Raw genomic sequence first — 13,099 nt, forward strand, 5'->3', positions numbered from 1 at the left:
AGCCTTGAGAAGGAAAACACCGGGATCCGGATCGCACAATAGTTTGTGCGAATTCTTTGCCTCCCCTTTACCTTCGGCGCTCGGCGACCGATCCGGGTCGCTCTGACAGGATCAGCGGCATGAGCGATCAGCCGACTTCCTCCGCCGAGACGACCAACCCGTACGGCACCGGTGCCCAGGCCGCACCGCAGAAGCGCATCCGGGTCCCCCACCTCCAGAAGATGAAGGAGACGGGCGAGAAGTGGGCCATGCTCACGGCCTACGACATGTATGCCGCCGAGATCTTCGACGAGGCGGGCATCCCCTGCCTCCTCGTCGGTGACTCCGCGGGCAACAACGTCTACGGCTTCGAGACCACGGTCCCGGTGACCGTCGACCACCTGGTTCCCCTGTGCCGCGCCGTGACGTCCGCAGCCAAGCACGCCATGGTCGTGGCCGACCTCCCCTTCGGGTCCTACCAGGCCAGCCCCCAGCAGGCCCTCGCCACCGCGACGCGGTTCATGAAGGAAGGCCTCGCGCACGCGGTCAAGCTCGAGGGTGGCAGGGCGATGGTGCCCGAGATCGAGCTGCTCGTGCGCGCGGGGATCCCCGTCATGGGGCACATCGGCTTCACCCCGCAGAGCGAGCACGTCCTCGGCGGCTACCGCGTCCAGGGTCGCGGCGACGGCGCCGACCGCCTGCTCGAGGACGCCCTGGCGCTCGAGGCGGCCGGGTGCTTCGCCATCGTCATGGAGATGGTCCCGGCCCCAGCGGCCAGGGCCGTCACCGAGGCCCTGCGCATTCCCACCATCGGCATCGGAGCCGGACCCGACTGCGACGCCCAGGTGCTCGTCTGGTCGGACATGGCTGGGCTGCGAGGCGGTCGCGCCCCGCGCTTCGTCAAGAAGTACCTCGACATGCGCACGGCCCTCACCAACGCCGCTCGCGAGTACGCCGCCGAGGTGGCCTCGGGAGCCTTCCCGGCCGCGGAACACTCCTTCGAGGAGTAGGCCGTCCCGCCCGACCCGACTAGTCCTCGAGGTCCTCGGTGCCTGTCCCCGTACCTGTGCTGCCGCTCTCCCAGGCGCGGTCCTCGTCGTCCCACTGCTCGGTGTTCTGCGCCGCGGTGGCGAGCGCGTTGCGGGCCTCGTCCTCGGTGTCGTACGGGCCCATGACGTCGTCGCTGGAGCTGCGGTCCGCGTCGGTCTCGACCTGCTTGCTCGTGATGTTGTACCAGTACGCCACGGTGTCCTCCTGAGTGTCCGAGCCGGCGATCTGCCTAGACTCCACCGTATGCCGATGACGTACGGAAGTGTCGCTCCCGGTGCGGTGTCCGCCAGGCGTGCCGTCCCTTCTGGCATCGAGCGACCGGAGTACGTCGACAAGGCGACGCCCGACAAGAACCTCTCCCCCGAGGTCAAGGACGCCGAGACGATCGAGCTCATGCGGGTTGCCGGGCGCGTCGCGGCCCAGGCCATGGAGGCCGCGGCTGCGGTCATCGCGCCCGGAGTCACGACCGACGAGATCGACCGCGTGGGCCACGAGTTCCTCCTCGACCACGGCGCCTACCCCTCGACCCTGGGCTACCGCGGCTTCCCCAAGTCGCTCTGCACGTCGGTCAACGAGGTCGTGTGCCACGGCATACCCGACTCTCGTCCGCTGGAGGACGGTGACATCGTCAACATCGACATCACCGCCTACCTCGGTGGCGTGCACGGCGACACCGACGCGACCTACCTGTGCGGCGACGTCGACGAGGAGTCCCGCCTGCTCGTCGAGCGGACCAAGGAGGCGATGATGCGCGGCATCAAGGCCGCTGTCCCGGGTCGCGAGGTCAACGTCATCGGACGCGTCATCGAGAGCTACGCCAGGCGCTTCGGCTACGGCGTCGTGCGTGACTTCACCGGCCACGGCATCGGGCGCTCGTTCCACTCGGGCCTCATCATCCCGCACTACGACGCCGCCCCCTCCTACGACACCGTGATCGAGCCCGGCATGACGTTCACCATCGAGCCCATGCTCAACCTGGGCACCGAACGGTGGCAGATGTGGGACGACGAGTGGACCGTCGTCACGCAGGACCGCCGCCGGTCGGCCCAGTTCGAGCACACCATCCTCATCACCGACCACGGCAACGAGATCCTCACCCTCCCCTGACCGGCTCGACGACGACACGGACGAAGGAGTCCCCATGAGCAAGAAGAGCGGCCTGCCACTCGGCATCGACGTGGGCGGGAGCGGCATCAAGGGCGCACCGGTCGACCTGGGCAAGGGCGAGTTCGCCGGCAAGCGCAAGCGCATCGACACCCCGGCGAAGTCCACTCCGGAAGCCGTCGGCGACATCATCGGCCAGATCGTCGACCACTTCGACGAGGTGCGCGGTGACTCCCCCATCGGCATCACCATCCCCGGCGTCGTCACCAAGGGCGTCGTGCGCTCCGCCGCCAACATCGACAAGTCCTGGCTCGACTTCGAGGCCGAGGACATGCTCGAGGAGAAGCTCGGCCACGACATCGTGCTCGTCAACGACGCGGACGCCGCTGGTGTCGCCGAGATGCACTACGGCGCGGCCAAGGGCCAGAAGGGTCTCGTCATCGTCACGACGCTGGGCACCGGCATCGGGAGCGCCCTGATCCACAACGGCACTCTCATTCCCAACTCCGAGCTGGGGCACCTCGAGCTCGACGGATTCGACGCCGAGAAGCGCGCCGCGTCGTCGATCAAGGACGTCGAGGGCCTGACCTACCCGGAGTGGGCCGAGCGGCTCCAGCGCTACTACAGCCACCTCGAGAACCTCCTGTGGCCCGACCTCTTCGTCGTCGGCGGGGGCGTGTCCAAGGACCACGAGGAGTTCCTGCCGCTGCTCACGCTGCGCACCAAGATCGTCCCGGCGAAGCTCGAGAACAAGGCCGGCATCATCGGCGCCGCCCACCTCGCGCAGGAGTACCACGACTCCTTGTGACACGCCCCGCGCTGCGCGGGGTGCACGACTCCGTGGCCGGCTGACCCTCAGAGGGAGAAGTCCACGGCACCCGCACCGGCCAGGTCACGCACCGTCGTGTCGGACCCACCGAACGTGCCGGCCTGCTGCAGGTAGAGCTTCCGGCCCCGCACGTTGAGCAGGCCGTCGTGGATCGGCACGGCCTGCCGCGGGTTGAGCCGGCGCAGGAAGCCGGTCATCTCGCGGCTGCGCTGCCATGGCGCGTTGAGCGGGAAGGCCAGCACGTCGATCTCCCCCGGGTCCTGGTCGACGGCGTCGCCGGGGTGGAACAGCACCGGCTCGCCCTCGGCACGCAGGACGACTCCGACGTTGGGGATGCGTGGCAGGTCGTCATGGATCAGGGCATGGGTCCGGCCGACCGGCGTCAGGGTCACCTCGCCGATGGAGGTCTCGCCGTCGTGGGCCTGTCCCTCGATCCCCAGTGCGGCGAGCACCTCGACACTGCCCGGGTCGCAGAGCAGGCGCGCACCCTCGTTGGCGCGCACCAGGTCCGGAAACCGCTCGGGGTCCAGGTGGTCCGGGTGCTGGTGGGTGACGACGATGGCCGAGAGGTCGCGCAGCTCCTCGAAGCCCGCGGTGAAGGTTCCGGGGTCGATGAGGATGCGCTCGTCACCGAGCTCGACGAGCAGGCAGGCGTGTCCGAGGTGCGTGAGTCGCATGCCTTCACGGTATGCCGTGGACCCGGCGTGGTGCGGACGAGTCAGTCATAAGCCGGGTTCTGTCGCGTGGCCGGTTGCCCGGGTCACGCTGACGGTCATCCATCTCGGACCACTGTTGCCAGTGGCCTCCAGCGCCCTACCCGTGTGCTCGGGCGGGCCGCCCTCGAACGCACACTGTCTGAGCTTGCTCCCGGTGGGGTTTACCTAGCCGACTCCGTCACCGGAGCCGCTGGTGGTCTCTTACACCACCGTTTCACCCTTACCGCCCGACCGAGGCCGGACGGCGGTCTGTTCTCTGTGGCACTGTCCCGCGGGTCACCCCGGGTGGCTGTTGGCCACCACCGCGCCCTGTGGAGCCCGGACTTTCCTCGACGTGGTTGCCCACGACGCGACCGTCGGACTGACTCGTCCGCCCGCACAGCATACGGGCAGGGTCAGGCAAGGACGAACGTCGTCTGGCCCGCCGCCACGTCCACCGACTCCAGACGCACGGAGACCGAGGCACCCAGCTCGGCCTCCCCCTTGGCGCGCGCGAGGATGGGCAGCTCGAGCAGCTGGACCTCGAGGCCGCGGTCGTCGCGTTCGACGACGACTGCCTTGAAGGACTGACCCACGCGCGGCTGCAGGACGGCTGCCTCCACGGCATTGGCACACAGGCGGTCGGCGGTGCCGGCACGACGGTCGGACTCCTTCATGATCTCGGGAAGGGTCGGCAGCGCCTCACGCACCCAGGCGGGCACCTCGTCGCCGCGGCTGATCGCCTCGCACACCACCAGGCCGAAGCGGTCCACCAGGCGGCGCAGTGGAGCGGTGACGTGTGCATAGGCGTCCGCGACGGCGGCGTGCTCCACCTGCTCGGGGACGTCCCCGTCGAAGGGCGTGTAGCCGGCTCCGCGGAACAGTGAGGTCGCGGAGTGGATGAGGGCGAGGTGCTTGGGGTCCTCGCGGTCGAGCGTGCGCAGGAAGTCGCCATAGGTCTGCTCCGCGGGCCAGGGAGCACCGAGCGCCTTGGCCTGGCGGCGGAAGCGCGCGACCGCGCCGTGGTCGGCCTCGGGCATCGTGCGCAGGATGCCCACCCCTGCGTGGAGCATCATGTCGGCCGCGGCCATGCCCGTCAGCAACGAGATCTGCGCGTTCCAGTCCTCGCTCGCCCGGGGTGGCCGGAAGGCGAGCGAGAAGTTGCCGTCGTCCCCCAGGTGGACCTCCTGCTCGGGCATGGGCAGGTTCGCACCGCCGCGCAGCTGCTCCTGACGGATGCGCTTCTCGCCGATCTCCCGCAGGAGCACCCAGCGCTCATCGGTGGTGCCCGCGTCGACCTGCTCCTGCACTCCGGCGTAGTCGAACCGCTCGACCGACCTCACCATCGCCCGGTAGAGCTCGACACTCGTCTCCTCACCCTCGGCGTCCAGCCGGAGGTCCCAGACGAACGCGGGACGCACCTCGCCCGGCAGGAGGCTCGCGGCCCCCTCGCTGAGGACGGGAGGGTGGAGCGGCACCCTGAGGTCGGGGCAGTAGATCGTCTGGCCGCGCTGACGCGCCTCGCTGTCGATGGCCCCAGCGGGAACGACGAAGGCCGGGACGTCGGCGATGGCGTAGCGCACCCGATAGCCCTCACCATCGCGCTCGAGGCACATGGCCTGGTCGAGGTCCATCGAGGTCGCCGGGTCGAGGGTGATGAACGGCACTGCTGTCTCGTCACGCTCGGGCAGGCCGACGGGGTGCGCCGCCACCTCCGCCGCCTCGGTCAGGACCTGCTCCGGGAAGCTCTCGTCCGCCCCGACCTCCACGCGGATCGCCGCGAAGCGGGCCAGCAACGTCTCGCGGAGGGTCACCGATGTCGTGGCGTCGGCCGGGGCAAGGCTGATCTGGCGCTGGGGCATGCCCGCCAACCTACCCAAGCGTGCCCGCGCATAGGGTGACCGCGTGCTCATCGTCCTGCCCCCGTCGGAGTCGAAGTCCAACCGTGGTCGGGGCAAGCCCGTGGACCCACAGACGTGGTCCTTCCCCGAGCTGGCCGACACGCGTTCGACGGTGGCACGACACCTGCGCTCGGTCAGTGAGTCCCCCACTGCGACAGCCGATCTCGGTGTCTCTCCCGGTCTGGCCCCAGAGGTCGGCCGCAACCTCACGCTCGAGACGGCACCGGCGACGCCGGCTGCCGAGGTCTACACCGGCGTCCTCTACGACGCGCTCGACCTCGGCTCCATGGACGCCTCGGCGCGGCGCCGCGCCAACCAGTGGATCGTCATCGTCTCGGCGCTGCACGGTGCCGTCCGGCTCAAGGACCGGATCACGGCCTACCGGCTCTCCATGGACGTGAACCTCCCCGGGCTCGGTCCCGTCGCGGCCACCTGGCGACCGGTCCTCGGCGGGGTGCTCGCCGCCGCGGCCGGGCGCGAGGTCGTCGTGGACTGCCGGAGCTCGACGTATGCCGCTGCCTGGACTCCCACGGGTCCGGTCGCCGACCGCTGGGTGCAGGTCCGGGTGCCGGGCGCCAGCCACATGGCCAAGCACACCCGAGGTCTCGTCGCGCGCCACCTCTGCGTGCGCGGCGAGCGTACCCGCACGCCGGAGCGCCTGGCCGCCGTCGTCGGTGAGGCGTTCGACGTCGCACTCACGCCCCCGGCCCGCAGGGGCAAGCCCTGGGTCCTCGACGTCACTGCTCGCTGACCGGTCCGCCCGACGCCCGCAGCCTCCAGTGGCGGCCGGGCCCGCGCCGCAGCTCCCACCGTCCGCAGCGGGCGATCTCCTCGAGGTCGCCCACCAGCGCCCGCGCCACCGACTCGGCCTCGCTGTCCTCGACGTCGGAACCCGTGGCCGGCACGAGGAAGCGCAGCTGGATCCGCGGCTGCGGTCCGGCCGCTGTGCTCACGACGTCGAGGCGTCGGTCCTCGACGCGGTGCGTGCTGGCGACCACCCGCTCCGCCGCGGGCAGGACCTTCTCCGGAGGGACGCCGGGACGGACATCGATGATGTCGACGGTGACGCGGTAGGACGGCATCAGGCCCGCAGGGCGCCGGCCAGCGCCGTCTCGACGTCCTCGATGAGGTCCTCGACCGACTCGAGCCCGACGGAGATGCGGACCGTGCCGTCGGTGATGCCGACCGCGCTGCGCGCCTGCGTGGTGAGGCGGCGGTGCGTGGTCGTCGCCGGGTGGGTCACCAGGGACTTGGAGTCGCCGAGGTTGTTGGAGATGTCCACGAGCTCCAGGGCGTTCATGAACGCGAACGCGACGTCCTTGCCACCGTCGACCTCGAACGTGATGACGGTGCCGCCACCGGTCATCTGTCGCTGGGCCAGGCCATGCTGCGGGTGGCTCTCGAGCATCGGGTAGACCACCCTGACGACGCCGGCGCGGCTCTCGAGGTGGTGGGCGAGGCAGAGGGCATTCGAGGCCATCTGCCCGACGCGCAGCGACAGCGTCTCGAGTCCCTTGAGGAGCACCCAGGCATTGAAGGGGGACATTGCCGGTCCCGTGTGGCGCATGAGGTTCTTCACCGGGCCCCCGATGAAGTCCGCGGGTCCCAGGACTGCGCCGCCGAGCACCCGCCCCTGCCCGTCGATGTGCTTGGTCGCCGAGTACACGACGATGTCCGCGCCGTGGTCCAGTGGCCGGGAGAAGACAGGAGTGCCGAAGACGTTGTCGACGACCACCTTGGCCCCCACCGCGTGCGCAAGGCGAGAGACCTCGGCGATGTCGACGAGTTCCTGCATCGGGTTGCTCGGGGTCTCGAAGAAGACGGCGGCCGTCGGCTCGGACAGCGCCTCCTCCCACTGCGCGAGGTCGGGACCGTCGACGAAGACCGCCTCGACGCCGAACCTGGGCAGGATCTCGTCGATGATGACGAAGCACGAGCCGAAGAGCGCGCGTGAGGCGACGATGCGGTCGCCCTCGCCGCAGAGCGCTGCCAGGGCGACCCAGACGGCGGCCATCCCGGAGGCGGTCGCGAAGCAGGCCTCGGCCCCCTCGAGGAGCCGTAGCCGCTCCTCGAACATGCTGACCGTCGGGTTGCCGTAGCGGCTGTAGATGAACTTCTCGACCTCGTCCTTGAAGGCCGCCTCGGCCTGCTCGGCCGACTCGTAGACGAAGCCCGAGGTGAGGAACATCGCCTCGCTGGTCTCGTCAAAACCCGTGCGGGAGAGCCCTCCTCGCACGGCGAGGGTCTCGGGGCGGAAGGATCGGCCCGAGCCGTTGGATGCAGCGGTCACGTCAGCCCTGCTTCCACGGGAGGCCGGCGACCTTCCAGCCGGCCACGGTGCGTTGCCCGGCTCGGTCGTGCGGGCCCTCAAAACCGTCGAGGACGTTGTATGCCGGTCCGAGACCTGCCGCCGTGGCCGCCTCCGCCGCCGCGACGGACCTCACGCCCGATCGGCAGAGGAAGTAGATCGGCGCACCATCGGCGAGGCCTGCCTGCCTCAGCTCGTCGACGAAGGTGTCGTTGATGCTGCCGTCCGGGGACCGCTGCCACTCCACGAGGATCGGCTGGTGCTCCGAGTCCAGCTGTGGGACACCGACCTGGGCCCACTCGGCTCGCGTGCGCACGTCGACGAGGGCAGCGCCCTGGCCCTGGGTCACCGCGGCGAACGCTTCGGCGGGGGTGACGTCACCGGCATAGGTCATGGAGCCAGCGTAGGTGCGTGGGTGCGCACGAGAAGGAGTCGCTCAGAGACCGGACTCGGCCGTGCGCACGAGGATTCGGCGGCACTCCTCGCACCGGTGCACCTCGTCCTGCGGTGCCGCCTTGATGTCGCGCAGGGCAACGGGATTGAGCTCCAGCTGGCAGCCACCGCAGCGTCGCTGACGCAGCGCGGCCGCACCCGTGCCGCTCGTCGCGCGGATCTTGTCGTAGAGCGCGACAAGCTCGACACCCACGGACCTCACCAGCTCCTCGCGAGGCGCACCCACCTCGGCCGCTTCGGTGTCGAGCTCGGCGAACCGCTGGTCACGAGCCGTCACCAGCTCGGTGAGCCGGTCGGTGATCTCGGCCCGGCCGCGCTCGAGCTCGGCGACGTCGGACTGCACGGCCTCGGCGCGCTCCATCACCTCGAGCTCGACCTCTTCAAGCTCTGCCTGACGACGGGCCAGGGACTCGAGCTCGTGCTGGATGGCGGTGAGGTCCTTGGCGGAGCCGACGCCGGAGTCGAGACGCTGCTGGTCGCGCGTGGCGCGGTCGCGAACCTGCTGCACGTCCCCGTCGGCCTTGATGACCTCGCGCTGGATGTCACTGAGCTCCGTGCGCGAACGCACCAGCTGGTCGTCGAGCAGCGCGGCCTTGCCCTCGAGGTCCGCGATCTCGGCAAGCTGTGGGAGGGTCCTGCGGGCGTGCTCGAGCTGCGACAGGCGGGTGTCGAGGGCCTGGAGGTCGAGCAGCTTGGCCTGTTGGCCCGGTTCGGCTTTCACGGCATACCTCCGGCTGTTGTTGCCCCGACGGTGAAGGTCCACGGGTCGGTGCGCACTGTGCTGATGTCGACCTCCACCCTAAGGGCAGCAACCAGAGCGTCGCGCAGGGTCGGCAACCACACCGACTCGCTCGACCAGTGCCCCGCGTCGACGAGGTAGGGCGGGCCACCACGCGCCTCCTCTCGCGCCTCGAGAGCGGGATGGTGGCGCAGGTCGGCCGTGACGTAGACGTCGGCCCCGCACGCCCGGACCGCGTCGAACTGGTCGTCGCCCGCTCCCCCGAGGACGGCGACCGTCTCGACGACCGCGTCGGCGGGACCCGCGACACGCAGGCCCGCAGCGGCAGCGGGCAGGGCGGCATGCAGGGAGCTGGCGAACGCGGCCAAGGTCGTGGGTGACGCGAGTCGCCCGACCCGCCCGAGCGGCTGGTCCTCGACGTTCACGAGCGGCTCGGTCTCGGACAGACCGGCCGCGGCCGCGAGCGCCTCGCAGACCCCGGCAGACGCGACGTCGGCGTTGGTGTGGGCGACATAGAGTGCGATGTCCGCCACGACGAGGCCGGTGACGCTGGCGCCCTTCGCGGTCGTGGTGGCCACGGAGTGGATGCCGCGCATGAGCAGCGGGTGGTGGGTGAGCAGCAGGTCGGCCTGGCTGGCACGCGCCTCCTCGATGACCTCGAGCGTCGGGTCCAGGGCGAGCAGGATGCGCTCGACGGGCTGGTCGAGGTCACCGGTGACCAGGCCGACCCGGTCCCAGGACTGCGCGGTCTGCGGAGGGTAGAGGCGTTCCAGGACGGCGACGACGTCGCGCAGGACAAGGCTCATGTGGGCCCGGCCGGCCTCGAACCGACGACACCCGCGGTGTAAACGCGGTGCTCTACCAACTGAGCTACAGGCCCTGACGCGGCTCGACGCCGCGATCGGGCGCCATTGTGTCAGGCCGTCGCGGGGCTGTGGGTCAGGCGTGCGACATGGCGGCGTCGTAACCGCTGAAGTCCCGCCGCTCGCCCAGGCCCGCGACGAGCGACCACCGGATGACGCCGTCACGGCCGACGAGGAAGGTCCCCCGCCGCGCGACACCTGCCTTGTCGTCGAAGACGTCGTAGGCCTTGGCGACCTCACCGTGGGGCCAGGAGTCGGAGAGCAACGGGAAGAAGTAGCCGTCGCGGTCTGCGTAGGCGCGCAACGAGAACATCGCGTCACAGGAGATCGTCAGGACCTGGACATCCTCGGTGACGAACCGGCCGAGGTCGTCGCGGATCTCGGTGAGCTCACCGGTGCAGATCCCCGAGAAGGCCCACGGGAAGAAGACGAGAAGGACGTGGCGCTTGCCGAGGTGGTCGCTGAGCGAGACGTCGGCGCCGTTCTGGTCGCGCAGGGTGAAGCCGGGGGCGTGCTGCCCCACCTCAAGGCCTGACCCGGCGTCCGTCATGCCCTGAGTCTGCCCCAGCAAGGTCAGAGCCGCCCCTTCGGTGCACCCAGCTTGGTGGCGCGCCACTGGGGCGAGGCGTGGGAGGCGCCGCCGGCGTGCAGACCGGCGGTCGCCGCAGCCTCGTCGATCTCGGCCGGGTCGACGGCACCCTTGGCGCGGTCCTTGGGGGTGAGGACCAGAACGAAACCACCCTCGCCCAGGACCCCGACCAGGTCGACGAGGGCGTCGGTGAGGTCACCGTCGTCGGCGCGCCACCAGAACACGACCGCGTCGGCCTCGCCGGTGTAGTCCTCGTCCTCGAGGTCGGACCCGATGACGTCCTCCACGGCAAAGCGGAAGTCGTCGTCCACGTCCTCGTCCCACCCGAGCTCCTGCACGATCTGCTCGGCAGCGAAACCGAGGCGCTCGACGGCTCCCGAGCCGTCGGGCCCGGGGTCGGCAGGCGATGGAGCAGGGGTGTTCACGGTGGGACTACCTCTCGTCGGTGTGTGCTGGGGCCCCTAGTTGACTAGGAACTTCGCCGGTCACGCAAGCGCTTCGCACGAATTGGCGTGCATCACGGGCGCGCGCGGCCTCGTCGACCAGCAGCCGGGTGGCGGTGCCGATCTCGAGATGCGGGACGGTGACGCCCACCGGGCCGGGAGTCGACACGAGCGTCACGGTCGCCAGGTCGAGGCGCTGGTCGAGGGGTCCCTGCGACAGGGTGAGCGACTGCACGCGGGCGTGGGGCATGACCGACACCCGTCGCGACAGCCGGCCGGCGCGGACCATGAGCGAGTGCCGTGACACGGTGAAGCCCGACCGCTGCCAGCTGAGGGCGTCGAAGGTGCGCGCACGCGGCGACACCAGGGTCCAGCCACCGTGCTCTCCGTCACCGAGTGCGGCCGTGCGCAGCTCCGACTCCGACAGCGCCGGGTCGAGGAGCGTGAGGACCGCGAGGGCCTGGTCGAGCGTTCCGACGGGGAGCACCGTCGTCTCGTCGTCGGTGTCGCCATCGCCGTCGTGGGCGATGCCGGCGACGTTGACCCTCACCCGCCACCAGCCCAGTGGTCGCCACCACAGCGGTTGCACCATTCCGACGGCCTGGATGCGGTGCAGGGGGATGGTCGTCGTGCGCTTGTCGGTGAGCCCGTGCTGGACCCGCGCGGCGGTGCCCGTCTCGGCCAGGTGGAAGTTGCCGTGCTTGAGGAGCTCGCCGACGCGGTTGACCGCGATGCCCAGCACGAGGGGGCCGAGCGCGGGCAGGGCGATGGCGGCGCCGGTGAGCGCCTCGAACGTGGACCCGTAGGTCGCGAGGGCCACGCTGCCCGCCACGAGGGCGAGCACGCCCAGGAAGATCGTGCCGCCGTGCAGGATCGTGGCGACGAAGAGCCGGGAGTTGGGCACCCGCAGCACCTCACGCCCCTCGCTGGCCTCGAAGCCCGGGGCGCCGGGAACGCCCCGGGGGCCGGGAATGGCCTGGCTGCCGGAAACCGGGTCGCCCGGAAGCGCGACCGGTGGCTCGTCCCGGCGACCGGCGAGGGCGAGCAGCTCGTGACGGACCTCGTCGGCGCGGCCTGCACCGAGGAAGGCCAGCTTGAGCTGGGCGTCGCCGCCACCCGCCGACTGGACGATCACCTGCGAGAGCCCGGTGAGCTGCGCGAGGAGGGGCCGGCTGATCTCGATGGCCTGGACACGTTCGAGGGGGACCTGGCGGTGTTCGCGGAAGATCCACCCCTTGCGGAACTCCAGCTGCCCCTCGGCCACCCGGAACTTCGCGAACCGCCAGGAGAGCCACCCCGCGAGGCCGATGAGCAGCATGCCGGCGACAACCACCGCACTGGCGACCAGGGAGTGCTCGAACAGGACGGCGAGACCGTCACGCAGCCCTTGCTCACTCTGCTGGTCACCACCCCCGTCCCCACCACCCACGCTCCGGAAGACGTCGTCGACGAGCTGCGACGCGGCATACCCGAGGATGGCGATGCCGACCACCCCGCCACGCACGATGGGAGACAACGGGTGGAGGTGCTGCCACTGGTGCAATCCGAGGTCTCGCACGGCAGGCAGGGGCTCGGACGTGCGGTCCGGTGCTGTCACAGGCCGGCTCGCTGGGCTTCTCCACGCGCCGCCAGACGTCCACGCAGGGCTTCGGCCTCCTCGACGGGCAGCCCCGGCAGCGTGCCACCGCTCTCCGGGGAGGCCGTGTGGAACTCGCAGGAGGCGATTCCGCGCGCACGCATGAGCGGTCCGGACTCGACGTCGATGTACTGCAGGCGTCCGTAGGGAATGCTCACCAGGGAGCGGAACAGACGGCCCTTGCGGATGACGATCTCGTCGGGCAGCTCGAGCCAGGTGATCGCCGAGACCTGCCGGGTGATGAGCCAGGCCCCCCAGGCGGCGAGGGCGGCGACGACGGCCACGCCGAGCCAGAACCACGCCGAGACGAGGATCGCCAGCGCGCCGAAGGCGAGGAGGAAGGGCAGCAGCCACCCGACGAGGGCGATGAGCCGCACCGTGCGCAAGGCCGGGCTCACGGGCTGCCAGGGCAGCTCGCCACCGCGCAGGCTCACGGCGGACGGGTCGAGCTCTGAGGTCATGGGACCAGACTGCCAGCAGACCCGAGTGTGACGTCGGGCACTCCCGGTG

General features: G+C 70.5%; 16 protein-coding genes, 1 tRNA gene and 1 other RNA gene. 4 read left to right on the plus strand and 14 right to left on the minus strand.

Going from position 1 to position 13,099, the window contains the following annotated elements; all coding sequences use genetic code 11:
• Nucleotides 1-119: 119 nt before the first annotated feature.
• Nucleotides 120-989, plus strand: coding sequence for a 3-methyl-2-oxobutanoate hydroxymethyltransferase (gene panB / locus ASG74_RS00190; RefSeq protein ID WP_056137741.1), 870 nt, complete (start codon nt 120-122; stop codon nt 987-989).
• A 19-nt stretch (nt 990-1,008) separates the two neighbouring features.
• On the opposite strand, the gene ASG74_RS00195 is transcribed toward panB, so the two are convergent.
• Nucleotides 1,009-1,224 carry a hypothetical protein gene (locus ASG74_RS00195; protein ID WP_056137744.1) on the minus strand — a complete coding sequence of 72 codons (216 nt, stop codon included), beginning with the start codon at nt 1,222-1,224 and terminating at the stop codon, nt 1,009-1,011.
• A gap of 48 nt (nt 1,225-1,272) precedes the next feature.
• On the opposite strand from ASG74_RS00195, the gene map reads away from it, so the two are divergent.
• Nucleotides 1,273-2,136, plus strand: a complete 864-nt coding sequence (gene map / locus ASG74_RS00200; RefSeq protein ID WP_056137746.1) for a type I methionyl aminopeptidase — start codon at nt 1,273-1,275, stop codon at nt 2,134-2,136.
• 34 nt (nt 2,137-2,170) lie between these two features.
• Nucleotides 2,171-2,941 carry a polyphosphate--glucose phosphotransferase gene (gene ppgK, locus ASG74_RS00205; protein ID WP_056137748.1) on the plus strand — a complete coding sequence of 257 codons (771 nt, stop codon included), beginning with the start codon at nt 2,171-2,173 and terminating at the stop codon, nt 2,939-2,941.
• A 47-nt stretch (nt 2,942-2,988) separates the two neighbouring features.
• On the opposite strand, the gene ASG74_RS00210 is transcribed toward ppgK, so the two are convergent.
• From ASG74_RS00210 to ASG74_RS00215, 3 genes are all read right to left on the minus strand, one after another.
• The gene (locus ASG74_RS00210; RefSeq protein ID WP_056137751.1) at nt 2,989-3,639 is read right to left on the minus strand and encodes an MBL fold metallo-hydrolase; all 651 of its coding nucleotides are present in this window, start codon (nt 3,637-3,639) and stop codon (nt 2,989-2,991) included.
• A gap of 33 nt (nt 3,640-3,672) precedes the next feature.
• An RNA gene (gene rnpB / locus ASG74_RS04885) (RNase P RNA component class A) lies at nt 3,673-4,047 on the minus strand.
• A 26-nt stretch (nt 4,048-4,073) separates the two neighbouring features.
• Complete coding sequence (locus ASG74_RS00215) at nt 4,074-5,519, minus strand: RNB domain-containing ribonuclease (protein WP_056137754.1); 1,446 nt, start codon at nt 5,517-5,519, stop codon at nt 4,074-4,076.
• A gap of 43 nt (nt 5,520-5,562) precedes the next feature.
• On the opposite strand from ASG74_RS00215, the gene ASG74_RS00220 reads away from it, so the two are divergent.
• Nucleotides 5,563-6,309: a YaaA family protein gene (locus ASG74_RS00220; RefSeq protein ID WP_056137755.1), complete on the plus strand. Its 747-nt coding sequence runs from the start codon at nt 5,563-5,565 to the stop codon at nt 6,307-6,309.
• On the opposite strand, the gene ASG74_RS00225 is transcribed toward ASG74_RS00220, so the two are convergent.
• The 10 genes from ASG74_RS00225 to ASG74_RS00270 form a co-directional block, all read right to left on the minus strand.
• Complete coding sequence (locus ASG74_RS00225; RefSeq protein ID WP_056137757.1) at nt 6,296-6,640, minus strand: hypothetical protein; 345 nt, start codon at nt 6,638-6,640, stop codon at nt 6,296-6,298. The genes ASG74_RS00220 and ASG74_RS00225 overlap by 14 nt on opposite strands.
• Nucleotides 6,640-7,848 carry an O-succinylhomoserine sulfhydrylase gene (locus ASG74_RS00230; protein ID WP_056137759.1) on the minus strand — a complete coding sequence of 403 codons (1,209 nt, stop codon included), beginning with the start codon at nt 7,846-7,848 and terminating at the stop codon, nt 6,640-6,642. Before ASG74_RS00230 ends, ASG74_RS00225 begins: the two co-directional genes overlap by 1 nt.
• A gap of 1 nt (nt 7,849) precedes the next feature.
• Nucleotides 7,850-8,260 (minus strand): rhodanese-like domain-containing protein, encoded by a 411-nt coding sequence (locus tag ASG74_RS00235; protein WP_056137761.1) that lies wholly within the window; start codon nt 8,258-8,260, stop codon nt 7,850-7,852.
• Between the two features lie 42 nt (nt 8,261-8,302).
• The gene (locus ASG74_RS00240) at nt 8,303-9,040 is read right to left on the minus strand and encodes a zinc ribbon domain-containing protein (RefSeq protein ID WP_056137764.1); all 738 of its coding nucleotides are present in this window, start codon (nt 9,038-9,040) and stop codon (nt 8,303-8,305) included.
• The gene (locus ASG74_RS00245; RefSeq protein ID WP_056139488.1) at nt 9,037-9,864 is read right to left on the minus strand and encodes a Nif3-like dinuclear metal center hexameric protein; all 828 of its coding nucleotides are present in this window, start codon (nt 9,862-9,864) and stop codon (nt 9,037-9,039) included. Before ASG74_RS00245 ends, ASG74_RS00240 begins: the two co-directional genes overlap by 4 nt.
• Before the next feature lies 1 nt (nt 9,865).
• Nucleotides 9,866-9,938, minus strand: a tRNA-Val gene (locus tag ASG74_RS00250).
• A 59-nt stretch (nt 9,939-9,997) separates the two neighbouring features.
• Nucleotides 9,998-10,471 (minus strand): peroxiredoxin, encoded by a 474-nt coding sequence (locus tag ASG74_RS00255; RefSeq protein WP_056137766.1) that lies wholly within the window; start codon nt 10,469-10,471, stop codon nt 9,998-10,000.
• Between the two features lie 23 nt (nt 10,472-10,494).
• Nucleotides 10,495-10,935 carry a DUF3052 domain-containing protein gene (locus ASG74_RS00260; protein WP_056137774.1) on the minus strand — a complete coding sequence of 147 codons (441 nt, stop codon included), beginning with the start codon at nt 10,933-10,935 and terminating at the stop codon, nt 10,495-10,497.
• A gap of 7 nt (nt 10,936-10,942) precedes the next feature.
• Nucleotides 10,943-12,550, minus strand: coding sequence for a PH domain-containing protein (locus tag ASG74_RS00265; protein ID WP_056137776.1), 1,608 nt, complete (start codon nt 12,548-12,550; stop codon nt 10,943-10,945).
• On the minus strand, nt 12,547-13,050 hold the full coding sequence (locus ASG74_RS00270; protein WP_056137778.1) for a PH domain-containing protein: 504 nt from the start codon (nt 13,048-13,050) through the stop codon (nt 12,547-12,549). Before ASG74_RS00270 ends, ASG74_RS00265 begins: the two co-directional genes overlap by 4 nt.
• Between the last annotated feature and the right edge of the window lie 49 nt (nt 13,051-13,099).

This window comes from Knoellia sp. Soil729 (assembly GCF_001427985.1).
Lineage (GTDB): Bacteria > Actinomycetota > Actinomycetes > Actinomycetales > Dermatophilaceae > Knoellia.

Coding starts and splice junctions, on each gene's coding strand:
- panB (WP_056137741.1), top strand. CDS start 120: ATGAGCGATCAGCCGACTTCCTCCGCCGAGACGACCAACCCGTACGGC.
- ASG74_RS00255 (WP_056137766.1), bottom strand. CDS start 10,471: ATGACGGACGCCGGGTCAGGCCTTGAGGTGGGGCAGCACGCCCCCGGC.
- ASG74_RS00215 (WP_056137754.1), bottom strand. CDS start 5,519: ATGCCCCAGCGCCAGATCAGCCTTGCCCCGGCCGACGCCACGACATCG.
- map (WP_056137746.1), top strand. CDS start 1,273: ATGCCGATGACGTACGGAAGTGTCGCTCCCGGTGCGGTGTCCGCCAGG.
- ASG74_RS00210 (WP_056137751.1), bottom strand. CDS start 3,639: ATGCGACTCACGCACCTCGGACACGCCTGCCTGCTCGTCGAGCTCGGT.
- ASG74_RS00245 (WP_056139488.1), bottom strand. CDS start 9,864: ATGAGCCTTGTCCTGCGCGACGTCGTCGCCGTCCTGGAACGCCTCTAC.
- ASG74_RS00235 (WP_056137761.1), bottom strand. CDS start 8,260: ATGACCTATGCCGGTGACGTCACCCCCGCCGAAGCGTTCGCCGCGGTG.
- ppgK (WP_056137748.1), top strand. CDS start 2,171: ATGAGCAAGAAGAGCGGCCTGCCACTCGGCATCGACGTGGGCGGGAGC.
- ASG74_RS00270 (WP_056137778.1), bottom strand. CDS start 13,050: ATGACCTCAGAGCTCGACCCGTCCGCCGTGAGCCTGCGCGGTGGCGAG.
- ASG74_RS00225 (WP_056137757.1), bottom strand. CDS start 6,640: ATGCCGTCCTACCGCGTCACCGTCGACATCATCGATGTCCGTCCCGGC.